Consider the following 22,234-nt stretch of genomic DNA (forward strand, 5'->3'; position numbering starts at 1 on the left):
AACAACAATTCCGACGATGCACTTTGAGGACTACAACAATGATTATTTACGGTGTGGCGCTGTTGGCGATCTGTACGCTGGCAGGGGTGATCATGGGTGACATGCTCGGCGCGTTGCTGGGTGTTAAATCCAACGTCGGCGGGGTCGGGATCGCGATGATCCTGCTGATTTGCGCGCGGTTGTGGATGCAAAAACGCGGCGGCATGACCAAGGACTGCGAGATGGGCGTCGGCTTCTGGGGCGCCATGTACATTCCGGTGGTGGTGGCGATGGCCGCGCAACAGAACGTCGTCACCGCCTTGCACGGCGGGCCGGTGGCGGTGCTGGCGGCGATTGGTTCGGTGGTGCTCTGTGGCTGCACGATTGCGCTGATCAGCCGGACCCACAAAGGCGAGCCCTTGCCCGATGAACCGGCGGATATAACGTCGGTTGGCGCACCGGCAGGAGGTCGCTGATATGTGGGATCTCATCGAGAAAGGTCTGGAACATAACGGTCTGATCACGGCATTCGCCTTCGTTGGCGTGATCATGTGGGTGTCGGTGGTGTTGTCCAAACGCCTGACCTTCGGACGAATTCACGGCTCGGCGATTGCCATCGTCATTGGTCTGGTGCTGGCCTGGGTCGGCGGCACCATGACCGGCGGGCAAAAAGGCCTGGCGGACTTAACGCTGTTCTCTGGCATCGGCTTGATGGGTGGCGCGATGCTGCGGGACTTCGCCATCGTCGCCACGGCGTTCGAGGTGCAGGCCACGGAAGCGAAAAAGGCCGGGATGATTGGTGTCATCGCGCTGCTGCTGGGCACGATTCTGCCGTTCATTGTCGGGGCGAGCATGGCCTGGGTGTTCGGTTATCGCGATGCGATCAGCATGACCACCATTGGCGCGGGCGCGGTGACGTACATCGTCGGGCCAGTGACCGGGGCCGCGATTGGTGCCACGTCCGATGTGATGGCGCTGTCGATTGCCACCGGGCTGATCAAGGCGATTCTGGTGATGGTCGGCACACCGATGGCGGCACGCTGGATGGGGTTGGATAACCCGCGCTCGGCGATGGTGTTTGGCGGGTTGGCCGGGACGGTGAGTGGGGTGACCGCAGGGTTGGCGGCGACGGATCGGCGGCTGGTGCCGTATGGCGCGTTGACCGCAACGTTCCACACCGGGCTTGGGTGCTTGCTTGGGCCTTCGTTGCTGTACTTCATTGTTCGCGGGATTGTCGGCTAACGAATGACTGCTTCTTGTGGCGAGGGAGCTTGCTCCCGCTGGGTTGCGCAGCAGCCCCAATTTCTGACACCGAGGTGTATCAGGTAAATCCGGTGGTCTGATTTTGCGGGCGCTATGCACCCGAGCGGGAGCAAGCTCCCTCGCCACACTCAAGCCTGCCGATTGGCATACATCCGGCACTCGGCCAACAACGCCAGCAAATTCGGGTCACGTTCCTTGGCCTTCAAAAACACCACGCCGATGTGCTGCTGTAACCGATACTTTTCCTGCAACGGAATCAGCTTCACCCGGTTCTCATACACCGCCGCAATCCTTCCCGGCAGCAACGCATAACCGACCCCCGAGCTGACCATGCTCAGCAGGGTGAAGATGTCGTTGACCTGCATCGCCACCTTCGGCTCGAACCCCGCCTGCTTGAACACCCGAATACCGTCCTGGTGCGTGGCGAAGCCTTGGGTCAAGGTGATGAATGTCTCGTCACGCACTTCAGCCAGATCGACTTCGGCCCGCTGGGCAAAGGGCGAATCAGCCGGTGTGGCGAGGAAGATGTCATCGGAAAACAGCGGAATCTGCTCGCAGTCCGGGTCGTTGACGCTGTCATCCAGCGACACCAGGATCGCGTCGACTTCCATGTTCTTGAGCTTGTACAACAGGTCGATATTCGAGCCAAGGATCAGGTCGATATTGAGTTCACTGCGGCGAATTTTCAGGCCCATTATCAGCTGCGGGACGGTCTTCACCGTCAGCGAATACAGGGACCCAAGCTTGAAACGCTCAGCGGAGAAGCCGGCAGCTTCGCGGGTCAGGCGCACGCTTTCGAGCACGTCCTGGATCAGCTTCTGCGCCCGTTCTTCCAGCACATAAGCGCTTTCGAGTGGGGTCAGGTTGCGGCCTTCGTGTTTGAATAGCGGGCAACGCAGGGCACTTTCCAGAGAGTGGATGGCGCGGTGCACGCTGACGTTGCTGGTTTGTAACTCGGCAGCGGCGCGGGTCAGGTTGCCGGTGCGCATGAAGGCCAGGAACACCTCGAGTTTTTTCAGGGTCAACTCTTCATCGATCAGCATGGGCCAGACTCTTATTCGAATCGTTCGATTGTGCCCAATTGGCTGAGGTTTGGCTCGATGGCTTTTGTAGGAGCTGCCGAAGGCTGCGATCTTTTGATCTTTGGCATCCTGAGATCAAGACCAAAAGATCGCAGCCTCGTTTCACTCGACAGCTCCTACACAGCTCCTACACCGGTCCGGCAGGGGCTTTGTGTTAATGAATTTTGAGGTGAGCAACGCATGTATCACGGGGAAAGATTGAACGCCTGGACGCATTTGGTCGGGGCGGTGGCGGCGTTTGTCGGCGGCGTGTGGCTGTTGGTGATCGCCAGTATGGATGGCAGTCCGTGGAAGATCGTCAGTGTGGCGATTTATGCGTTCACCTTGCTGGTGCTCTACAGCGCCTCGACCGTGTACCACAGCGTGCGCGGGCGCAAGAAAGCGATCATGCAGAAGGTCGATCACTTTTCGATCTACCTGCTGATTGCCGGCAGTTACACACCGTTCTGCCTGGTGACCCTGCGCGGGCCGTGGGGCTGGACGCTGTTCGGGATTGTCTGGGGGCTGGCGCTGATCGGCATCCTGCAAGAAATAAAACCGCGCTCGGAAGCGCGGATTCTGTCGATCGTGATTTACGCGGTGATGGGCTGGATCGTGCTAGTGGCGGTCAAGCCATTACTGGCGGCGCTGGGGCCAGTCGGCTTTACCTGGCTGGCGTCGGGCGGGGTGTTGTACACCGTGGGGATTATCTTTTTTGCCCTCGACCATCGTCTGCGCCATGCCCATGGGGTCTGGCATTTGTTTGTGATTGCCGGGAGCGTGCTGCACTTTGTGGCGATTCTGTTTTATGTCTTGTAGATCGCAGTGCAGCTATTTGCAAAACCTGTAGGAGCGAGGCTTGCCCGCGAAGAACGATGACGCGGTGTATCTGATATACCGCGGGGCCTTGTTCGCGGGCAAGCCTCGCTCCTACATTAGGGGACACAAGCGATCCAATTGCGCCTGCGCCCGTCGGCTGAACACCTGCAACAAGTCGCTCAAGGTGTGCGGCGGCGGTTCGTCGGCGCGGGTCACTGCGTACAGGGTGATTGGTAGCGCCGGCGCCAGGGGGCGAATCGCCGTGGTGGCGGGGGACGCGCCGAGCGCGGTGAACGGGTCGATTACCGCCAACCCGGCGCCGGATTCAACCATCGCCCGCGCCAGCGAATAGGTCTGCACCGCGATGCGTACCTTTGGCGGCGGATTGACCGCTTCAAGGTAGCTGTCGAGCCTGGCGGCCAGCGGGTCGGCGCTGGACAAGCCAATCAGCGGCGCACCGGCCAGTTCGATCAACGGCAACGGTTTACCGTGAGTGTCGTCGGCCCAAAAGCCTTTCGGCGCCAGCGCCACCAGCATCCCACAGGCCAGGGCCTGCGCCTTCAGGCCTGGATGATCGGGCAGTTGCAGCGTCAGGGCGACATCCACTTCGCGCATCAACAGGTTTTGCATCAGCTCGCGGCTGTGGGCGCTGGACAGTTCGCAGGCGATTTGCGGGTAGCGTTGCGTCCATTCGTTGATCGCCGGCGGCAGCAGCGACAAGGCCAGCGCCGGGATCGCGCCGATCCGTACACTGTGGCCCGGCTCACGTCGCAGGCTCTGGGCCAGACGTCGCACGCCTTGCAGGCTTTCGGTGACCTTATCGACCTCGCGCTCAAGCTCCAGGGCTTCTGGCGTCGGCTGCAATTTACCGCGCACCCGCAGGAACAACGCAAAGCCCAGTTGCTGTTCGGCGTGTTGCAGCACTTTGCTCACCGCCGGCTGCGATACGTGCAGCAACTGGGCGGCGCCACTGACCGAACCGGTCTGGCGAATGGCCTGGAAAATTTCGATGTGTCGCAGTCGCATGGCAAGTCCATAACCTTTGTTTATGGCTCAGGCATCTTTATGCATTGTTCAACGTCTGTCACCTGCTCCTAAGCTGAGGGCACGTTTCAACAACGCTTAAGGACTGACATGGCTCAGCGGGTTTGCATCATCGGTGGCGGCGTCATCGGGCTGACAACGGCTTACGCACTGGTTCGCGACGGCATCGACGTGACGCTGATCGAGGCCCGGGATTCGTTTGCCAGCGAGACCAGTTTCGCCAACGGCGGCCAGTTGTCCTACCGCTACGTCGCGCCACTGGCCGATGCCGGCGTACCGTTGCAGGCGCTGGGATGGATGTTGCGCGGTGACTCGCCGTTGAAGCTGCGCCTGCGCCTGGACCCGGCGCAATGGCGCTGGATGGCGGCCTTTCTGGCGGCCTGTCGGCGTTCGGTGAATCAGCGCAACGGCGCACACCTGCTGCGCCTTGCGCTGCTGAGCCAGGCCACGCTGCAAGGCTGGCGCGACGAAGACCGCCTCGACGGTTTCGACTGGCGGCGCAACGGCAAACTGGTGACGTTTCGCGAAGCCGCAAGTTTCGAGCATGCGTGCCACAGTCTGGCTGATCCGCGACAGCAGCAGATGTTGTCCCGGGCCGAGTGCGCACAGCTGGAGCCGGCGCTCGCCGATGCGCCGTTTGTGGGCGCGATCTACACGCCCGATGAAGAAGTCGCCGATTGCCATGCGTTCTGCCTGCAACTGGTGGCCCGGCTCAAGGCGTCGGGGCGTTGCGAGTTTTTGCCGGGCCGCACGGTCACCGGCATTCGCCACGGGGACGGCGCGGTGCAGGCCGTCGAAATGGGCGCGCAGGTATTGCCGGTTGAGCAACTGGTGATTGCTGCCGGTCATCGCAGCCCGGCGCTGGCGTTGCCGGGCATGAACCTGCCGCTGTATCCGCTCAAGGGTTACAGCCTGACCATGCCGATCCGCGCCGAACACCGCGCGCCAGAGCTGAGCATCACCGATTACAACCGCAAGATCGTTTACGCCCGCATCGGTACACAACTGCGAGTGGCGGCGATGGTCGACATTGTCGGTTTCGACCCGGCACTCGATCCCAAGCGTCTGGCGCTGATCAAACGCCAGGCGCAGGAAACCTTGCCCAATGCCGGCGATTATGACGCCGCCATCGAATGGGCCGGCATGCGCCCGGCGACCCCCAGCGGCGTGCCGTTGATTGGCGCCACGGCGTACCGCAACCTCTGGCTCAACCTCGGCCATGGCGCCTTGGGTTTTACTTTGGCCTGCGGCAGCGCGCGGCTGCTGAGTGAGTTGATTGCCCGGCGCGCACCCTCGATTGAAATGCAGGGCCTCGCCCCCCGCGTCGCCTGACTTGAAAAGGAAAAACCGATGAGCATCAAGCGTATCAACAGCAACAGCCGACTCTCTGGCGCGGTGACCTTTGGCGATCTGGTGTTTCTCTCGGGACAGGTTCCGGGTGACAGCACCGACGTCACCAGCCAAACCGCCGAAGTGCTGGCGAAGATCGATGCGTTGCTGGCCGAGGCTGGCAGCGACAAGGATCACTTGCTCAACGCGACCATTTACCTGAGCGACATTGGCCGCGACTTCGCCGCCATGAACGAGGTCTGGTCACAATGGCTGTCGCCGGACAAGGCACCGACCCGCACCACGTTGCAGGCGCAACTGGCCCGTCCAGAGGTCCTGGTGGAAATCACCGTGATCGCCGCCCGCCGCTAATCGCCTTACCCACAACGGAGAATAACAATGCAAAAAATCACGTTGATCGGCTGCACCCTCGGGCTACTGCTCGCCAGTCAGGTCCAAGCGAACGAAGCGCCGCTGACCGGCACGCTGAACAAGGTCGCCAATGCCAAGAGCATCACGCTGGGCTATCGCGATGCGTCGGTGCCGTTTTCTTACGTGGGTGATCACACGGGGCAGCCGATGGGCTATTCGGTGGACCTGGCAAGCAAGATTGTCGAGCGCATCAAGCAAAAACTCGAGCTGCCGGATCTGCAGGTGAAGTACAACCTGGTGACCTCGCAAACGCGTATTCCACTGGTGCAGAACGGCACGGTCGACCTTGAATGTGGCTCCACCGGCGTGACCGCCGAGCGCATGCAGCAAGTGGCGTTTTCCTATGGGTTCATCTACGTGAAGGGGCAGTTGCTCACGGCGAAGGACAGCGGCATCAAAAGCTTCGCCGACCTGCGCGGCAAGAACGTTGTGACCACCGCCGGCACCACCAATGAGCGGTTTCTGAAGAGCTACAACGTCGATCACAAGATCGATATGTTTGTGATCAGCGCCAAGGACCACGGCGAAGCCTTCCAGATGCTGCAGTCAGGGCGGGCGGCGGCGTTCTATATGGATGATGCGCTGCTCTACGGTGAACGGGCCAAGGCTCGTGATCCGCATAAGTGGGTCGTGGTGGGTGAGGAGCAATCGCGGGAAATCTACAGCTGCATGGTGCGCAAGGGCGATCCGCAATTTCTCGAGTTGGTGAACTCGACGCTTGCCGATTTGTATAGCTCAGGGGAAATCAATGGCATCTACAACCGCTGGTTCCAGCAGCCGATTCCGCCTAAAGGTTTGAACCTTGAGTTTCCGATGACCAGCGAGTTGAAAGCGATCATTGCGAAGCCGGTGAGTGATCCGGTGCAGTAGTTCCTGAAAGATCGTTCCCACGCTCTGCGTGGGAATGCCTCTACGGACGCTCCGCGTTCGGCTTTTGATGGGACGCGGAGCGTCCCGGGCTGCATTCCCACGCGGAGCGTGGGAGCGATCAAACCTAAAAGTCCCCCCACAACTGCTGAGCCACCGCCAACGCCACCACCGGCGCGGTTTCGGTACGCAATACGCGAGGGCCGAGGCGGGCGGCGTGAAAGCCAGCAGCCTTGGCCTGTTCGACTTCAGCGTCGGACAACCCGCCTTCCGGGCCGATCAGAAACGCCAGCGTCGCCGGTTTCGCATGGCTCACCAGCGGCTCGGCCACCGGGTGCAGCACCAGTTTCAATTCGGCTTCCGTCTGCTTCAGCCAATCGGCCAACAGCAGCGGCGGATGAATCACCGGCACCGAGGAGCGCCCGCACTGCTCGCAAGCGCTGATCGCCACCTGACGCCAGTGCATCAGGCGTTTGTCGGCGCGCTCGTCCTTGAGGCGGACTTCGCAGCGGTCGGTGAAGATCGGGGTGATTTCGCTGACGCCCAATTCGGTGGCTTTCTGAATCGCCCAGTCCATCCGCTCGCCACGGGACAAGCCCTGGCCGAGATGGACCGCAAGCGACGACTCGACCTGCCCGGCGAAGCTTTCATCGATATTCACTAGGACGCGCTTCTTGCCGACTTCCGCCAGGGTGCCGCGAAACTCATGGCCCGAGCCGTCGAACAATTGCACCGCATCACCCTCGGCCATGCGCAGCACGCGGCTGATGTAATGGGCCTGGGCCTCGGGAAGCTCGTGTTCGCCGATGCTCAAGGGGGCGTCGATAAAGAAGCGGGACAGTCTCATCTTGGGTCTCTGTAAAAAGTCGAATGTAGCAGCGTGCGCAATCAGCTTTTGTGGCGAGGGAGCTTGCTCCCGCTGGGTTGCGTAGCAGCCCCAAACCCGGCGACCGCATTTTGTCAGTTAAAACGCGCAGACCGGATTACGACTGCTTCGCAGCCGAGCGGGAGCAAGCTCCCTCGCCACAGGGAATCTATGTATGGCTTCAGCCCGGATCACGGTAGCCCGGATGAAAGTCCTTCGGCACCGCCACGCTGATGCTGTCGCGGGTGGCGATGTCGATGCCTTCGCTGGCCACCTCGGCCAGAAAATCGATCTGCTCCGGGGTAATCACGTACGGCGGCAGGAAATACACCACGCTGCCCAACGGCCGCAGTAAAGCACCACGCTCCAGCGCATGCTGGAACACTTTCAAACCACGACGTTCCTGCCACGGGTAAGCGGTCTTGCTGGCCTTGTCCTTGACCATCTCGATGGCCAGCACCATGCCGGTCTGGCGCACTTCGGCAACGTTCGGGTGATCGACCAGGTGCGCGGTGGAGGAGGCCATGCGTTGAGCCAGCACCTTGTTGTTCTCGATGACGTTGTCTTCTTCGAAGATATCCAGCGTCGCCAGTGCCGCCGCGCACGCCAGCGGATTGCCGGTGTAGCTGTGGGAGTGCAGGAAGGCGCGCAGGGTCGGGTAGTCGTCGTAGAAGGCGCTGTAGACCTCATCGGTGGTCAGCACCGCCGCCAACGGCAGGTAACCACCGGTCAAGGCCTTGGACAGGCAGAGGAAGTCCGGACGGATGCCGGCCTGTTCGCAGGCGAACATCGTTCCGGTACGACCGAAGCCGACGGCGATTTCATCATGAATCAAATGCACGCCATAACGATCACAGGCGTCGCGCAGCAACTTCAGGTACACCGGGTGATACATGCGCATCCCGCCGGCGCCCTGAATCAGCGGCTCCAGAATCACGGCGGCCACGCTGTCGTGATTTTTGGCCAGCGTCTGTTCCATGGCGGCGAACATGTTGCGTGAGTGTTCTTCCCAGCTCATGCCCTCGGGGCGCAGGTAGCAATCGGGGCTTGGCACCTTGATGGTGTCCATCAGCAGGGCTTTGTAGGTTTCGGTGAACAGCGGCACGTCGCCCACCGCCATCGCCGCCATGGTCTCGCCGTGGTAACCGTTGGTGAGGGTGACGAAGCGCTTTTTGTTCGGCTGGCCGCGGTTGAGCCAGTAGTGAAAGCTCATTTTCAGCGCGACTTCGATGCACGACGAACCGTTATCGGCATAGAAACACCGGGTCAGGCCTTCGGGCGTCATCTTCACCAGACGCTCCGACAATTCAATCACCGGCTGATGGCTGAAACCGGCGAGGATCACGTGTTCCAGCTGATCGACCTGATCCTTGATGCGCTGGTTGATCCGCGGGTTGGCGTGGCCGAACACGTTGACCCACCAGGAGCTGACCGCGTCGAGGTAGCGTTTGCCTTCGAAGTCTTCCAGCCAGACGCCTTCACCGCGCTTGATCGGGATCAGCGGCAGCTGTTCGTGGTCTTTCATCTGGGTGCAGGGATGCCACAACACCGCGAGATCGCGTTGCATCCACTGATTATTCAGGCCCATGTTCAGTCTCCTCGAGGCGGCTCGCTTGGTGCGCGGGCAAACAATCGCGCAAGCCTATGCAATGCGCGTCATCGGGACAACCCATTGTGTCGATTGAGCTACTTTGTATAAGGAGATAGACGTCGCTGGCGGCGTTTTGATGGCTGACGTATTCTTCGCGGTTCTTTGAGTCGTCTGACTCGTAAAACCGCTATTTCCTCGTGTATTTCCGGAGTTCGCTGAATGTCTGCTGGTTGGCTGCGCGCCTGTGCGCTGGTGATGTTGGGGCTGTTCAGCGTTTCGGCGCTGGCCAAGGATAAAACGGTGATCGTGGTCGGTGGCGGGCTTTCGGGCCTCACCGCGGCGTACGAACTGCAGAACAAAGGCTGGCAGGTCACCCTGCTGGAAGCCAAGCCGACGTTGGGCGGTCGCTCCGGCATGGCCACCAGTGAGTGGATTGGCAACGACAAGACCCAACCGGTGCTGAACAAATACGTCTCGACGTTCAAGCTGACCACCACGCCAGCCCCAGAATTCGTGCGGACGCCGAGCTACCTGATCGACGGTGAATATTTCACCGCCGCCGATCTGGCAACTAAACAGCCGGCCACCAGCGACGCGCTGAAACGCTACGAAAAGACTCTGGATGATCTGGCGCGTTCGATCGAAGACCCGCAGAACCCGGCCGCCAACAGCACGCTGTTCGCCCTGGATCAGATCAACGTGTCCAACTGGCTCGATCGCTTGAATCTGCCAGCCACTGCGCGTCAGTTGGTGAATCAGCAGATTCGTACCCGTTATGACGAACCTTCGCGCTTGTCGCTGCTGTACTTCGCACAACAGAGCCGCGTCTACCGTGGCGTTGCCGACCGTGACCTGCGCGCCTCGCGTCTGCCGGGCGGCAGCCCGGTGCTGGCCCAGGCCTTCGTCAAACAACTGAAAACCATCAAGACCAGCTCGCCGGTTTCGTCCATTACTCAGGACAAGGACGGCGTGACCGTGAAGGTCGGCAGTGTTGGCTATCAGGCGGACTACGTCGTGCTGGCCGTGCCGTTGCGGGCACTGAACAAAATCCAGATGACCCCGGCGCTGGATGCCCAGCACCTGGGCGCCATCAAAGGCACCAACTACGGCTGGCGTGACCAGATCATGCTGAAGTTCAAGACGCCAGTATGGGAAAGCAAGGCGCGCATGTCCGGCGAGATCTACAGCAACACCGGCCTGGGCATGTTGTGGGTCGAGCCGGCCCTGAAGGGTGGCGCCAACGTGGTGATCAACCTGTCCGGCGACAACGCGCGTGTGATGCAGGCCTTCGGCGACAAGCAGATGGTTGATCAGGTACTGATTCGCCTGCATGCGTTTTATCCACAGGCACGCGGTTCGTTCACCGGTTATGAAATCCGTCGCTACAGCACCGACCCGTCGATGGGTGGCGCTTACCTGGCCTTCGGCCCGGGCCAGATCAGCAAGTACTGGCGCCTGTGGGAGCGTCCGCTGCAACGTGTAGCCTTTGCCGGCGAACACACCGACGCCTTGTACCCAGGCACTCTGGAAGGCGCATTGCGCACCGGTCAGCGTGCAGCCAGTCAGGTAGAAGACCTGGCGGCAGGCAAATCGTTTGAGCCGGCGAAAGTTGTTCCGGCGGCGACCGCAGCAGCTGCAGGTGCAGTGGCGGCGAAGAAAGGCAACTTCTTCACCAACCTGTTCGGCGGTTCTGACGACAAACCGGAACCGGCCAAGGCGCCAGTACCCGTGGCACCGGTTGCTCCGGCACCCACCCCTGTACCTGCGCCGACTCCAGCGCCAGCACCGGTTGAGGCGCCGAAGCCTGCGGCACCGGTGAAAGCAGAACCTGCCAAGAAAGCACCGGTCAAAGCACCAGTGAAAAAGCCTGCTGCCAAAACCGAAGCCAAAAAAGCTCCAGTCAAGGCGACGGCGAAAAAGACTGAGCCGGTGAAGAAACCAGCGGTCAGTACTGCTGCGAAGACCCCGGCGACGACTGAAACCAAGACGCAGTAAGTCCTGGAATCAAAAAAAGCGCGGCAGTGATGCCGCGCTTTTTTTATGTCTTGCGTATGTCGCTGCTGATTTTGCTTTGACGCTAAGCTAGATCGACACTATGGACTTCGTCGCTTTGGTAGTCGCTGACATAGGCATGGTTATGTTGATCAAGAACCATGTCATACGGTTCGGAAGCACCAGGGATGGGCACCCGGCGAACGATTTCATACGTGGCGGTATTAATCTCCACGACCTCTTTTTTGATTTGATCAACGGCATAAGCGTTTTTTTCGCCGAACACTATTTTCCCTTCGCAAGTCACAAAATCGAAATGCCTGGTGGTCGATAACTTAGGGTCCAATACGGTCAGTTTTTGAGCGTCCAGACACACGATATACACTTCTTTGTCGTCGGGACTGACAGTAACTGCTGACGGATACTTTTCGGTTTTGATGATATCGAGGACTTTGAAAGTCTTGCTGCTGATGATCGTTAGTGCGTCCTGATAAGGGCCATCAGGAGAGTTTGTGCTGGAAATATAAAGACGCGAATCGTCCTGGCTGATATCCACACTTATGGAGGGAGAGGGTAATCCTCTCACTCTGCTCACCGCATAAGTGCGGGTATCAATAATTGCCAGCCACTCTTTATTTTGTCGAACGGTGACGTAAACATGCTTGCCGTCTCGGCTTACGACGATTCCCCGAGGATATCTTCCCACCGTGACGTTACCCACCGCATAGGTTTCAGTATCAATAACCGAAACCGAACTTGACCCGTAGTTGGTCACATAAGCTCTTTTCCCTCCATGGGCAAGAACGATGTTCTGGGGGTAATGCTCGACAGCGATGGTGTGGATTACCTTTCTGTTCCGGGTGTTGATCACTGACACATTGCCTGAAATGTAATTGCAAACAAAAACCCGTGATCCATCGTTGTTGATGGCTATCCCTCGCGGCCCTGCCCCTACGGGTATCGAATTGGATAGGTTTCCCGTAGTCGCGGGGGATGAACTCGAATGGTGACTCATGGTAGAACTCCTGTTCAGACGCTCGGGCTAACGCCCGAGATCAGGTTCATCAATGACCTGTAATGGTGACTACTGTCAGATATGACAGTTCTGACGAGTGGTAAAGACTTTTTGGAAGCGAGCATGGGACAGCGTCTGTAGGTTTTTTCTTCTGGTTAACACTCTCTTAATATCTCGACCCCAAGGTCTTGATCGTATTTTTCGATATTTCAGAGCGAAATTTTCCGCTTTAAATCGATAGATAACTCGATAGTCTTGGGCGCAGTTCTTACAGGATTTGGGCAATGCAGCTACGTAACTCTTCTTCCCGCTACGGTTGGATCAGCATCTTCGTGCACTGGGGGGTGGCGCTCGCGGTCTTCGGCCTGTTCGCCTTAGGGCTGTGGATGGTTGGTCTCGACTACTACAGTTCCTGGCGCAAAGATGCGCCGGATCTGCACAAGAGCATTGGCCTGGTGTTGTTTGCAGTCATGTTGCTACGGGTGTTGTGGCGCTTTATCAGCCCACCTCCACCGCCCCTGCAAAGTTATAGCCGCATGACGCGTCTTGGCGCCGTGTTCGGCCATGCCTTTCTCTATCTAGGGCTGTTCGCTGTGATGATTGCCGGTTACCTGATTTCCACCGCAGACGGTGTCGGGATCCCGGTGTTTGGCCTGTTTGAAGTTCCTGCACTGGTATCCGGACTACCGGACCAGGCAGACACCGCCGGTGTGATCCATCTGTACCTGGCCTGGGCGCTGGTAATTTTTTCCGGCCTCCATGCGTTGGCAGCATTGAAACACCACTTTATCGATCGTGATGCGACCCTGACTCGAATGTTGGGACGCAAAGCCTGATGTTCAACCTCGACTCCAAAGGAATAGAAAGCATGTTGAAAAAGACGCTCGCCGCTCTGGCAATCGGTTCTGCTCTGCTGTCGGCTAACGTGATGGCGGCCGATTACGTTGTCGACAAAGAAGGCCAGCACGCCTTCGTTGATTTCAAGATCAGCCACCTGGGTTACAGCTACATCACCGGTACCTTCAAGGATATCGACGGCAAGTTCAGTTTCGACGCCGCCAAGCCTGAAGACAGCAAGATCGAGTTCAATGTGCGCACCGCCAGCGTGTTCACTAACCACGCCGAACGCGACAAGCACATCTCCAGCGGTGACTTCCTGAACGTGGGCAAATTCGCCGACGCCAAGTTCGTTTCCACCAGCGTCAAATCCACCGGCAAAAACGCCGCTGGCAAAGACACTGCCGACGTAACCGGTAACCTGACCTTGCTGGGTGTGACCAAGCCAATCGTGGTCAAAGCCACCTTCCTGGGTGAAGGCAAGGATCCATGGGGCGGCTACCGTGCCGGCTTCGAAGGCACCGCCAGCATCAAGCGCTCCGATTTCGGCAAACAGAAAGACCTGGGTCCACAGTCTGACGCGGTCGAACTGTACATTACGTTTGAAGGTGTGAAAGCGAAGTGAATTTCGCTGCTTGAACAAAAACGCCCCTGATCTCGCGATCCGGGGCGTTTTTTGTTTCTGATGGATTAGGGCCGATCGGCACATGCCCCTGTAGGAGCCAGGCTTGCCGGCGAAGGGGGCGACTCGGTTTTTGCGGTGCAGGGGATGACGTCTTCGCGGGCAAGCCTCGCTCCTACAAGTTTTTTGTTGAGGCATAAAAAATGCCCCGGATCGTGAGATCCGGGGCATTTTTTCATGGCTTTGAAAACTCAGCGATTGCGGGTCAGCAAGGCTGGTTTTTCGCCGCGTGGACGGCCTGGGAGTTGATCAAGCTGCTCAGGTGTCGGGAAGCGATCGCTTTTCGACTCCTTGTGAATGATCTTCGGTGCCGGGCCGCGCGGGTTCTGCACGGCCGGTTCCGAACGAGGCTGCTCGTCACGGGCCGGACGGCGGTTGCGGGACTCCTCGCGACGGGCCTGGCCATCGCGTGGAGCACCGTTGCGTGGGCCGCTGCGCTTGGCCGGTGGGGTGCCGGTGGTTGCGCCGCTGCTGCTGCGCGGACCGTTTTGGCGACCTTGTGGCTGACCGGTACGCGGAGCACCTGTGCCTTGTGCCGGAGCGCCCGGACGGCGACCACGGCCTTGGGCAGGTTTGGCTTGAGGCACGTAGTCGACGCGGTTACCGAAGTTGTCGACATCGTCGTCCAGGAACTCGTCCGGAGCGCGGTCAGCGGCGGCGCGAGGAGCCGGGCGCTGTTGCTCACGCGCCGGGGTACCTTCGCGAGGCTTGTGTTCACGGGCAGGGCGATCGCCACGGCCAGTGGCAGCAGGTTTTTCCTTGCCGCCCTTGTCCTTGCCTTTGTCTTTACGACCGCCGCCGCCACCGCTGCCGTTCGGACCGTCGCCGCGCGGGCCACGTGGGTTGCGCGGATTACGCACATCCGGACGCTCGCGGACTTCAGGTTTCTCGGCTTCCACAGCGCTGGAGTCGAAGCCCATCAGGTTGCCGTCGGCAATCTTCTGCTTGGTCATGCGCTCGATGCTTTTCAGCAGCTTTTCTTCGTCTGGAGCAACCAGCGAGATCGCCTCGCCCGAACGACCGGCACGGCCAGTACGGCCGATACGGTGCACGTAATCTTCGTCGACGTTCGGCAGTTCGAAGTTGACCACGTGAGGCAACTGGTCGATATCCAGGCCGCGAGCGGCGATGTCGGTGGCGACCAGGATGCGCACTTCACCGGCCTTGAAGTCGGCCAGGGCTTTGGTGCGGGCGTTCTGGCTCTTGTTGCCGTGGATAGCAACGGCGGTGAGGCCGTGTTTGTCCAGGTACTCGGCCAGGCGGTTGGCGCCGTGCTTGGTGCGGGTGAACACCAGCACCTGTTCCCAGGCGCCGGCGGTAATCAGGTGCGCCAGCAACGAACGCTTGTGGCTGGCGGCCAGGCGGAATACGCGTTGTTCGATCCGCTCGACCGTGGTGTTCGGCGGCGTGACTTCGATGCGTTCCGGATTGTGCAGCAGCTTGCCGGCGAGGTCGGTGATGTCTTTGGAGAACGTCGCCGAGAACAGCAGGTTCTGGCGTTTGCTCGGCAGACGGGCGAGGACCTTTTTCACGTCATGGACAAAGCCCATGTCGAGCATGCGGTCGGCTTCGTCCAGCACGAGGATTTCCACGTGGGACAGATCGACGCTGCCTTGGCCGGCGAGGTCGAGCAGGCGACCGGGGCAGGCTACCAGCACGTCGACACCGCGGGACATGGCCTGAACCTGTGGGTTCATGCCGACGCCGCCGAAGATGCAGGCGCTGACGAACTTCAGGTCACGGGCATAGACCTTGAAGCTCTCGTGCACCTGGGCCGCGAGTTCGCGGGTTGGGGTCAGGACCAGTACGCGCGGTTGGCGCGGGCCGTGACGCTGGGATTTGTCCGGGTGACCGTTGGGGAACAACCGCTCCAGAATCGGGAGGGCGAAACCACCGGTTTTACCAGTACCTGTCTGTGCCGCAACCATCAGGTCGCGACCTTGCAACACGGCGGGAATGGCCCGCTGTTGCACCGGAGTAGGCTCGGTATAGCCCGCTGCCTCGATGGCGCGGACTAAAGCCTCGGAGAGACCGAGGGAAGCAAAGGACATGAGTAATCCTGTTTTAGTTAGGGCTTGGCCCAATGGGAGTCTTGCCTGGCGCGAATCGCGTTTAAGAGGACGCAATCCCGTCCGGTCCTGCTGGGCCTCGAAGGCTCGTCTGGAGCGCTCGCGCGGGCTGAAAAGCTGCGCTGTAGCGGGATCGAGATGCCTTGAACAAGTCCGAGCGTCCGGGCGTGAGCCTGGCGGGAAGGCCGGAGTATAACAGAGCAATCACTGCGCGCCGCTTTCCTGCTGCTCAACGGTTTTTCCGCCGGTTGTGGTGGCGCTGGTGGCTCGTGCTTCGGAGGCCGGGCCGGCGCCATAGCGGGCGCTCAGTTCGGCGTAGGCCGGCTCGCGCTTGAAGCGTTTGAGCTCGGCACCGAAACGCTGCACCAACAAATCCATCCCGGCATTGCGGCGTACCGCCAGAAACTGGCTTTGCTGGCTGATGATGATCGGGTTCTCGGTGATCTTGTCGCGGATATTCAGTTGATCGAGCAAATGCTGGCCAACCCGGCGATCGGTGATCAGCAGGTCGATGCGCCCGCGCACCAGTTTGCCGAAGTTGGCTTCATGGGTGGGGGCCGGCTCTTGGGTGAACAGCGTCGATTCGCTGAAGTCCTTGCTGTACAGGTAGCCTGGCGAGGTGCCGATGGTCAGGCCTTTCAGATCGTCCAGCGTGCGAAACGGATAGGGTCGCTCGTTGGCATAGAACATTACGAATTCGACTTGCGAGAGCGGTTCGCTGGGGTAGAGCAGAGTCGCGTCGCGTTCGTCGCTGTGGAAAATATCCAGCGCGCCATCCGCCTGGCCTTGCTCAAGCATCGACAGGCAGCGTTTCCATGGCAAGAACTGCCATTCGACGTCGATCCCGAGGCGTTTGAAGACGATGGCCGTGGTTTCGTAGTCCAGGCCCAGCGATTTGCCGTTTTCCTCGTACACGTAAGGTGCCCAGGGCTCGGTGACAATACGCAACTTCTCGCCCCGGGCGGTGAGGCTCAGGCAAGTGAACAGAAGCACGGTCAGTAACTGAGCGATCAGGGGCATGGATTGAGATTACGACGAGAAATCATAAAGAGCCAGAAACCGGATCCAGAAGCTCTATCTCAGGATATGACTGCACAATAAAGGGGCGCCGCAAAGCAAAAAATCGCAGCCTTCGACAGCTTCCACAGGCGCGTAGGAGCTGCCGAAGGCTGCGATCTTTTGATCTTGCCTTTGCTTTTGCTTTGCTTTTAACGCGGCAACTTCAGGTTATTCCACACCGCCAGACTCGGCTCAGCCTGGTTCAGCGTGTAGAAATGCAACCCTGGAGCGCCACCCTGCAGCAGGCGTTCGCACATCTCGGTGATGATTTGCTCACCAAAGCCTTGAATGCTCTGAGTGTCGTCGCCGTAGGCTTCCAGTTGCTTGCGGATCCAGCGCGGGATTTCCGCACCGCAGGCGTCGGAAAAGCGCGCGAGCTTGCTGTAGTTGGTGATCGGCATGATCCCCGGCACGATCGGGATGTTCACGCCCTTCGCCCGTACACGCTCGACGAAGTAGAAATAACTGTCGGCGTTGAAGAAGTACTGGGTAATCGCACTGTTGGCGCCGGCGTTGGCCTTGCGCACGAAGTTGTTGAGATCGTCTTCAAAATTGCGCGCTTGGGGATGCATTTCCGGGTAAGCGGCGACTTCGATGTGGAAATGATCGCCGGTTTCTTCACGAATGAATTCAACCAGGTCATTGGCGTGACGCATCTCGCCGCTGGCCATGCCCATGCCCGAGGGCAGGTCACCGCGAAGCGCAACGATACGCTTGATGCCGGCTGCCTTGTACTGGCTCAGCAGGCCGCGCAGGTCGTCCTTGCTGTCGCCCACGCAAGACAGATGCGGTGCGGCAGGGATTTTGACTTCGCTTTCAAGCTGCAACACGGTGTTGAGGGTGCGATCACGGGTCGAACCGCCAGCGCCATAGGTGCAGGAGAAGAAGTCAGGATTGTAGGTCGCCAGATGACGGGCAGTGGCGATCAGTTTTTCATGCCCAGCATCGGTCTTCGTCGGGAAGAACTCGAAGCTGTAGCGGCGGTCTTGGGACATGGTCATATCCTTGGAAGCGTATAAGCCTTGCAGGACGCTACGTTCTCTGTAGGAGCGAAGCTTACTCGCGAAGCAGGCGCCGCGGCGTTTCAGAAACGCCGTGGTGAAGCGTTCGCGAGCAAGCTTCGCTCCTACAGAGCGCGCGTGGTTCCTGCATGAGTCCGCTCCCCTTGAGGAAGCGGACAGCAGGACCGATCAGTAGCGGTAAGCGTGCGGCTTGAACGGGCCTTCGACGGTCACGCCGATGTAGTCAGCCTGTTGCTTGGTCAGTTGAGTGACCACGCCACCGAAACCGCGGACCATTTCCAGGGCCACTTCTTCGTCGAGTTTCTTCGGCAGTACTTCAACGGTCAGGCGCTCGGCTTTCTGGGCTGGCGACAGGTCGGCATACTTCTGGCCGAACAGGAAGATCTGCGCCAGAACCTGGTTGGCGAACGAACCGTCCATGATGCGGCTTGGGTGGCCAGTGGCGTTGCCCAGGTTAACCAGACGGCCTTCGGCCAGCAGGATCAGGTAGTCGTCGTTCTGAGCGTCGAAAGCGCCCGGGCCGGTACGGTGAACCTTGTGAACCTGTGGCTTCACTTCTTCCCATGCCCAGTTCTTGCGCATGAAAGCGGTGTCGATTTCGTTGTCGAAGTGACCGATGTTGCAGACCACAGCGCGCTTCTTCAGGGCTTTGAGCATGTTTGCGTCGCAAACATTGACGTTGCCGGTGGTGGTCACGATCAGGTCGATCTTGCCCAGTAGTGCTTTGTCGATGCTTGCTTCGGTACCGTTGTTGATACCGTCGATGAACGGCGAAACCAGTTCGAAACCGTCCATGCAGGCTTGCATGGCGCAGATCGGGTCGACTTCGGACACTTTAACGATCATGCCTTCCTGACGCAGGGACTGGGCCGAGCCCTTGCCCACGTCACCGTAACCGATGACCAGCGCTTGCTTGCCGGACAGCAGGTGGTCGGTACCGCGCTTGATCGCGTCGTTCAGGCTGTGACGGCAGCCGTACTTGTTGTCGTTCTTGCTCTTGGTCACCGAGTCGTTGACGTTGATGGCCGGAATTTTCAGCTCGCCCTTGGCCAGCATGTCCAGCAGGCGGTGAACGCCGGTGGTGGTTTCTTCGGTGACGCCGTGGACGCGGTCCAGGATCGCCGGGTATTTCTTGTGCAGCAGCTCGGTCAGGTCGCCGCCGTCGTCGAGGATCATGTTGGCATCCCAAGGCGCGCCATCTTTCAGGATGGTTTGCTCCAGGCACCACTCGTACTCTTCTTCAGTCTCGCCTTTCCAGGCGAAAACCGGGATGCCGGCAGCAGCGATAGCGGCAGCGGCCTGGTCTTGAGTCGAGAAAATGTTGCAGGACGACCAACGTACTTCGGCACCCAGGGCAACCAGGGTTTCGATCAGCACGGCAGTCTGAATGGTCATGTGGATGCAGCCGAGAATCTTCGCGCCTTTGAGCGGCTGCTCGGCGGAGTATTTGCGGCGCAGACCCATCAGGGCTGGCATTTCGGATTCAGCGATGATGGTTTCGCGACGGCCCCAGGCAGCCAGGGACATGTCGGCGACTTTGTAATCGTTAAAATCTACAGGCGTGATAACAGCGCTCATGATGAGCCTCCATTCGTAATGTATGCGAATGGGCGCCGTTGTGCGTTTAGTGATCGGCCGATCATGGCCAGTCAACGCCCCATCCGAGCCTGACAGGTCGAACCTGCTGCAGCGCCCCTCGGACAGGTGGCGGGAAAACGGTAGGAGCCGTTTTGAAATCGGCGGTGATTATAGCTTTCTTTATCCGGCTCGTGGCAAGTGACAAGCTACAAGCGGCAAGCAAACGCAGATCGGCTTTTAACTTGCAGCTTGTCGCTTAAAACTTGAAGCTGGGGGCTATAACCCTATCGCCCAAACAACTCAACCTCGGAGCCCCCATGAATTTCCACACCCGCAAATGGGTAAAACCCGAAGACCTCAACCCCAACGGCACGCTGTTCGGCGGCAGTCTGTTGCGCTGGATCGACGAAGAAGCGGCGATCTACGCCATCGTCCAGCTGGGTAATCAGCGCGTGGTCACCAAGTACATTTCCGAAATCAACTTCGTCAGCGCCTCGCGCCAGGGCGACATCATCGAGCTGGGCATCACCGCCACCGAGTTCGGTCGCACCTCGATCACGCTGACCTGCGAAGTGCGCAACAAGATCACCCGCAAGAGCATCCTGACGGTGGAGAAGATGGTTTTCGTGAACCTGGGCGAAGACGGCCTGCCCGCGCCGCACGGCCGGACCGAGATCAGGTACGTCAAAGACCAGTTCAAGGATGAAGACATCGGCGAGTAATTGCCGTTCTGTGGCGAGGGAGCTTGCTCCCGCTCGGCTGCGGAGCAGTCGTAAGCTGATAGTGAAGTCTGTCTGAACGAGCCCGATGGCAGATTTCAGGGCCGCTTCGCGCCCCGACGGGAGCAAGCTCCCTCGCCACAGGGGTTGCTTCGTTTCGGCGGGTAGTGAACAGCTCCGAACCCCACGTGTCGTAATTAAACGACCCACCACTGGTTCAGGAGTTTTATGGACACGCCCCAAGACGGCAAGACCCCGGACCTCTCGGCGCAAGAACAGCGCGAGGTCGACAAGAGCCAGCCACCGCGCGCGGCGGTGCTGCACGAAATCATTCGCACCCAAGGTAATCAGGAACTCGAGCGTAGCGTTGCGGCGCTGTGGTGGTCGGCCCTGGCTGCCGGCCTGACCATGGGCTTGTCGCTGATGGGTATGGGGCTGCTGAACTCGCGTCTGCCGGACGGCGAAGGCTTCAAGGTGATCGCCAGTTTTGGTTACTGCGCAGGTTTTCTCGCGGTGATTCTCGCCCGTCAGCAACTCTTCACCGAAAACACCCTGACTGCCGTACTGCCGATCATGAGCAAGCCTACGCTGGGTAATTTCGGTCGGTTGTTTCGGCTGTGGTCGGTGGTTTTGGTGGGCAACCTCTGCGGCACCCTGCTGGTGGCGTACGTGATGCTGCACCTGCCGATTTTCGACACCAAGACCGATCTGGCCTTCCTCGACATCGGGCGCAAGGTCATGGAGAACGATGCCAGCAAAATGTTCGCCAAAGGCATCATCTCTGGCTGGATGATCGCCACCATGGTCTGGATGATCCCGTCCATGGAAAGCGCCAAGATGTGGATCATCATCCTCATCACCTATTTCATGGCGCTGGGAGATTTCACTCACATCGTGGTTGGATCGGTCGAGGTTTCGTACCTGGTGTTCGCCGGCGAGTTGCCGTGGAAGGATTTCTGGCTGGTGTTTGCAGGTCCCACGCTGGTGGGGAACATCATCGGTGGCAGTTTTATCTTCGCGCTGATCAGTCACGCGCAGATTCGCAGTGAAAGCGGACCACCGAAGACCTCTGCGCAGCGGGACCAAGAGCCCGAACCGCAGAAGATCAAAAAATGAAGGGTAAAAGTACCTGATGCCAGTCAGTTCAAGACGTAAAACCTGTGGGATTGCGCTTAGCCGGACACATTGACCGTGACAGCACTACGACGCTGCAGGTAGATGAAGAAAAGCGCCGCCAGCACCGTCAACCCACTGACCAATGCGCCGGTCCACGGCAAGTCCGCCAGATCCGCGCCACTGGCCACAACCAGCCCGCCAATCCATGCACCGGCTGCGTTGCCGAGATTGAATGCGCTTTGATTCAACGTCGATCCGAGGTTCGGCGCTTCATGAGCCTGATCGATGATCAGCAATTGCAGAATCGGGCACAGCGCAAACGCGAAGATGCCCCACAACACAAGCGTGATCGCCGCCGGGATCACTGAATGACTGGTCTGACTGAAAGCGGCCAGCACGACGACCACAGCCAGCGCCATGCCCACCAGAGAAGGCAGCAAACGACTGTCCGCCAATCGGCCGCCAAGTATGCTGCCCGCCGTCAGGCCGACCCCGAACAACAGCAACATGATCGTCACGCCATGCGGGCTGACACCGGTGATGTCTTGCAGGATCGGCGCGATATAGGTGAACACGCTGAACAGACTGGTGGACGCCAGCACGCTCATGCCCAGCGCCAGCAGCACGTTGACCTTGCCCAGCACTTTGAACTCGCTGGCCAGGTTGGCCTTGTCCATGGGGATTTCCTTGGGCAGCCAGACCCACTGTGCGATGGCCGCAATCACACCAATCACCGACACGGCCCAAAACGTCGAGCGCCAGCCGGCGTATTGCCCGAGCGCGGTGCCCAATGGGACGCCCAGCACGTTGGCTAGCGTCAGGCCGGTGAACATCATGGCAATCGCCTGGGCTCGTTTGTTTGGTGCCACCAGACCGGCGGCGACCACCGAGCCGA

At 59.5% G+C, this 22,234-nt stretch carries 21 protein-coding genes and 1 riboswitch; of the genes, 11 read left to right on the forward strand and 10 right to left on the reverse strand.

Going from position 1 to position 22,234, the window contains the following annotated elements; translation table 11 throughout:
- The first annotated feature begins 38 nt into the window (after positions 1 to 38).
- A complete protein-coding gene (madL, locus tag PMI18_RS20950; protein ID WP_007897996.1) occupies positions 39 to 455 on the forward strand; it encodes a malonate transporter subunit MadL in 417 nt (138 codons plus the stop codon).
- A 1-nt stretch (position 456) separates the two neighbouring features.
- A complete protein-coding gene (madM, locus tag PMI18_RS20945; RefSeq protein WP_007897997.1) occupies positions 457 to 1,221 on the forward strand; it encodes a malonate transporter subunit MadM in 765 nt (254 codons plus the stop codon).
- Positions 1,222 to 1,370: 149 nt separating this feature from the next.
- On the opposite strand, the gene PMI18_RS20940 is transcribed toward madM, so the two are convergent.
- Positions 1,371 to 2,285, reverse strand: a complete 915-nt coding sequence (locus tag PMI18_RS20940; protein ID WP_007897998.1) for a LysR family transcriptional regulator — start codon at positions 2,283 to 2,285, stop codon at positions 1,371 to 1,373.
- A gap of 219 nt (positions 2,286 to 2,504) precedes the next feature.
- Here PMI18_RS20940 and trhA point away from each other — a divergent pair, with 219 nt between their 5' ends.
- Positions 2,505 to 3,122 carry a PAQR family membrane homeostasis protein TrhA gene (gene trhA / locus PMI18_RS20935; protein WP_007897999.1) on the forward strand — a complete coding sequence of 206 codons (618 nt, stop codon included), beginning with the start codon at positions 2,505 to 2,507 and terminating at the stop codon, positions 3,120 to 3,122.
- A 111-nt stretch (positions 3,123 to 3,233) separates the two neighbouring features.
- Here trhA and PMI18_RS20930 read toward each other — a convergent pair whose 3' ends face one another.
- Positions 3,234 to 4,148, reverse strand: coding sequence for a LysR family transcriptional regulator (locus PMI18_RS20930; RefSeq protein WP_007898000.1), 915 nt, complete (start codon positions 4,146 to 4,148; stop codon positions 3,234 to 3,236).
- 108 nt (positions 4,149 to 4,256) lie between these two features.
- On the opposite strand from PMI18_RS20930, the gene PMI18_RS20925 reads away from it, so the two are divergent.
- The 3 genes from PMI18_RS20925 to PMI18_RS20915 are packed head-to-tail and all read left to right on the forward strand — an operon-like array spanning position 4,257 to position 6,797.
- Positions 4,257 to 5,498, forward strand: coding sequence for a D-amino acid dehydrogenase (locus PMI18_RS20925; RefSeq protein WP_007898003.1), 1,242 nt, complete (start codon positions 4,257 to 4,259; stop codon positions 5,496 to 5,498).
- Positions 5,499 to 5,516: 18 nt separating this feature from the next.
- The gene (locus PMI18_RS20920; protein WP_007898004.1) at positions 5,517 to 5,867 is read left to right on the forward strand and encodes a RidA family protein; all 351 of its coding nucleotides are present in this window, start codon (positions 5,517 to 5,519) and stop codon (positions 5,865 to 5,867) included.
- Positions 5,868 to 5,894: 27 nt separating this feature from the next.
- Complete coding sequence (locus tag PMI18_RS20915; protein ID WP_007898005.1) at positions 5,895 to 6,797, forward strand: transporter substrate-binding domain-containing protein; 903 nt, start codon at positions 5,895 to 5,897, stop codon at positions 6,795 to 6,797.
- Between the two features lie 124 nt (positions 6,798 to 6,921).
- Here PMI18_RS20915 and PMI18_RS20910 read toward each other — a convergent pair whose 3' ends face one another.
- Both PMI18_RS20910 and PMI18_RS20905 read right to left on the reverse strand, forming a co-directional pair.
- Entirely contained in the window at positions 6,922 to 7,641 is a 720-nt protein-coding gene (locus tag PMI18_RS20910; RefSeq protein WP_007898006.1) for a 16S rRNA (uracil(1498)-N(3))-methyltransferase, read from the reverse strand.
- Between the two features lie 199 nt (positions 7,642 to 7,840).
- Positions 7,841 to 9,247 carry an adenosylmethionine--8-amino-7-oxononanoate transaminase gene (locus PMI18_RS20905; RefSeq protein WP_007898007.1) on the reverse strand — a complete coding sequence of 469 codons (1,407 nt, stop codon included), beginning with the start codon at positions 9,245 to 9,247 and terminating at the stop codon, positions 7,841 to 7,843.
- A 222-nt stretch (positions 9,248 to 9,469) separates the two neighbouring features.
- Here PMI18_RS20905 and PMI18_RS20900 point away from each other — a divergent pair, with 222 nt between their 5' ends.
- Positions 9,470 to 11,245 carry a flavin monoamine oxidase family protein gene (locus PMI18_RS20900; protein WP_007898008.1) on the forward strand — a complete coding sequence of 592 codons (1,776 nt, stop codon included), beginning with the start codon at positions 9,470 to 9,472 and terminating at the stop codon, positions 11,243 to 11,245.
- 82 nt (positions 11,246 to 11,327) lie between these two features.
- Here PMI18_RS20900 and PMI18_RS20895 read toward each other — a convergent pair whose 3' ends face one another.
- Positions 11,328 to 12,257: a YncE family protein gene (locus PMI18_RS20895; RefSeq protein WP_007898036.1), complete on the reverse strand. Its 930-nt coding sequence runs from the start codon at positions 12,255 to 12,257 to the stop codon at positions 11,328 to 11,330.
- 284 nt (positions 12,258 to 12,541) lie between these two features.
- Here PMI18_RS20895 and PMI18_RS20890 point away from each other — a divergent pair, with 284 nt between their 5' ends.
- Both PMI18_RS20890 and PMI18_RS20885 read left to right on the forward strand, forming a co-directional pair.
- Positions 12,542 to 13,093, forward strand: a complete 552-nt coding sequence (locus PMI18_RS20890) for a cytochrome b (protein ID WP_007898037.1) — start codon at positions 12,542 to 12,544, stop codon at positions 13,091 to 13,093.
- Positions 13,094 to 13,125: 32 nt separating this feature from the next.
- On the forward strand, positions 13,126 to 13,719 hold the full coding sequence (locus PMI18_RS20885; protein WP_033036109.1) for a YceI family protein: 594 nt from the start codon (positions 13,126 to 13,128) through the stop codon (positions 13,717 to 13,719).
- A gap of 248 nt (positions 13,720 to 13,967) precedes the next feature.
- Here the strand turns inward: PMI18_RS20885 and PMI18_RS20880 are convergent, their stop codons facing one another.
- The 4 genes from PMI18_RS20880 to ahcY form a co-directional block, all read right to left on the reverse strand.
- Positions 13,968 to 15,827 carry a DEAD/DEAH box helicase gene (locus PMI18_RS20880; RefSeq protein WP_007898039.1) on the reverse strand — a complete coding sequence of 620 codons (1,860 nt, stop codon included), beginning with the start codon at positions 15,825 to 15,827 and terminating at the stop codon, positions 13,968 to 13,970.
- Positions 15,828 to 16,049: 222 nt separating this feature from the next.
- Positions 16,050 to 16,865 (reverse strand): substrate-binding periplasmic protein, encoded by an 816-nt coding sequence (locus tag PMI18_RS20875; protein WP_007898040.1) that lies wholly within the window; start codon positions 16,863 to 16,865, stop codon positions 16,050 to 16,052.
- Positions 16,866 to 17,053: 188 nt separating this feature from the next.
- A complete protein-coding gene (gene metF, locus PMI18_RS20870) occupies positions 17,054 to 17,899 on the reverse strand; it encodes a methylenetetrahydrofolate reductase [NAD(P)H] (RefSeq protein ID WP_007898041.1) in 846 nt (281 codons plus the stop codon).
- A gap of 195 nt (positions 17,900 to 18,094) precedes the next feature.
- On the reverse strand, positions 18,095 to 19,504 hold the full coding sequence (ahcY, locus tag PMI18_RS20865; RefSeq protein ID WP_007898042.1) for an adenosylhomocysteinase: 1,410 nt from the start codon (positions 19,502 to 19,504) through the stop codon (positions 18,095 to 18,097).
- A 23-nt stretch (positions 19,505 to 19,527) separates the two neighbouring features.
- Positions 19,528 to 19,630: riboswitch (S-adenosyl-L-homocysteine riboswitch) on the reverse strand.
- Positions 19,631 to 19,821: 191 nt separating this feature from the next.
- Here ahcY and PMI18_RS20860 point away from each other — a divergent pair.
- Positions 19,822 to 20,226 (forward strand): acyl-CoA thioesterase, encoded by a 405-nt coding sequence (locus tag PMI18_RS20860; RefSeq protein ID WP_007898043.1) that lies wholly within the window; start codon positions 19,822 to 19,824, stop codon positions 20,224 to 20,226.
- A gap of 225 nt (positions 20,227 to 20,451) precedes the next feature.
- Positions 20,452 to 21,339, forward strand: a complete 888-nt coding sequence (locus tag PMI18_RS20855; protein WP_007898044.1) for a formate/nitrite transporter family protein — start codon at positions 20,452 to 20,454, stop codon at positions 21,337 to 21,339.
- Positions 21,340 to 21,395: 56 nt separating this feature from the next.
- Here the strand turns inward: PMI18_RS20855 and PMI18_RS20850 are convergent.
- Positions 21,396 to 22,234 (reverse strand): MFS transporter (locus tag PMI18_RS20850; RefSeq protein ID WP_007898045.1); only part of this gene is annotated, 839 nt, incomplete at its 5' end.

This window comes from Pseudomonas sp. GM102, from assembly GCF_000282555.1.
GTDB lineage: Bacteria > Pseudomonadota > Gammaproteobacteria > Pseudomonadales > Pseudomonadaceae > Aquipseudomonas.

Coding starts and splice junctions, on each gene's coding strand:
- madL (WP_007897996.1), top strand. CDS start 39: ATGATTATTTACGGTGTGGCGCTGTTGGCGATCTGTACGCTGGCAGGG.
- madM (WP_007897997.1), top strand. CDS start 457: ATGTGGGATCTCATCGAGAAAGGTCTGGAACATAACGGTCTGATCACG.
- PMI18_RS20940 (WP_007897998.1), bottom strand. CDS start 2,285: ATGCTGATCGATGAAGAGTTGACCCTGAAAAAACTCGAGGTGTTCCTG.
- trhA (WP_007897999.1), top strand. CDS start 2,505: ATGTATCACGGGGAAAGATTGAACGCCTGGACGCATTTGGTCGGGGCG.
- PMI18_RS20930 (WP_007898000.1), bottom strand. CDS start 4,148: ATGCGACTGCGACACATCGAAATTTTCCAGGCCATTCGCCAGACCGGT.
- PMI18_RS20925 (WP_007898003.1), top strand. CDS start 4,257: ATGGCTCAGCGGGTTTGCATCATCGGTGGCGGCGTCATCGGGCTGACA.
- PMI18_RS20920 (WP_007898004.1), top strand. CDS start 5,517: ATGAGCATCAAGCGTATCAACAGCAACAGCCGACTCTCTGGCGCGGTG.
- PMI18_RS20915 (WP_007898005.1), top strand. CDS start 5,895: ATGCAAAAAATCACGTTGATCGGCTGCACCCTCGGGCTACTGCTCGCC.
- PMI18_RS20910 (WP_007898006.1), bottom strand. CDS start 7,641: ATGAGACTGTCCCGCTTCTTTATCGACGCCCCCTTGAGCATCGGCGAA.
- PMI18_RS20905 (WP_007898007.1), bottom strand. CDS start 9,247: ATGGGCCTGAATAATCAGTGGATGCAACGCGATCTCGCGGTGTTGTGG.
- PMI18_RS20900 (WP_007898008.1), top strand. CDS start 9,470: ATGTCTGCTGGTTGGCTGCGCGCCTGTGCGCTGGTGATGTTGGGGCTG.
- PMI18_RS20895 (WP_007898036.1), bottom strand. CDS start 12,257: ATGAGTCACCATTCGAGTTCATCCCCCGCGACTACGGGAAACCTATCC.
- PMI18_RS20890 (WP_007898037.1), top strand. CDS start 12,542: ATGCAGCTACGTAACTCTTCTTCCCGCTACGGTTGGATCAGCATCTTC.
- PMI18_RS20885 (WP_033036109.1), top strand. CDS start 13,126: ATGTTGAAAAAGACGCTCGCCGCTCTGGCAATCGGTTCTGCTCTGCTG.
- PMI18_RS20880 (WP_007898039.1), bottom strand. CDS start 15,827: ATGTCCTTTGCTTCCCTCGGTCTCTCCGAGGCTTTAGTCCGCGCCATC.
- PMI18_RS20875 (WP_007898040.1), bottom strand. CDS start 16,865: ATGCCCCTGATCGCTCAGTTACTGACCGTGCTTCTGTTCACTTGCCTG.
- metF (WP_007898041.1), bottom strand. CDS start 17,899: ATGTCCCAAGACCGCCGCTACAGCTTCGAGTTCTTCCCGACGAAGACC.
- ahcY (WP_007898042.1), bottom strand. CDS start 19,504: ATGAGCGCTGTTATCACGCCTGTAGATTTTAACGATTACAAAGTCGCC.
- PMI18_RS20860 (WP_007898043.1), top strand. CDS start 19,822: ATGAATTTCCACACCCGCAAATGGGTAAAACCCGAAGACCTCAACCCC.
- PMI18_RS20855 (WP_007898044.1), top strand. CDS start 20,452: ATGGACACGCCCCAAGACGGCAAGACCCCGGACCTCTCGGCGCAAGAA.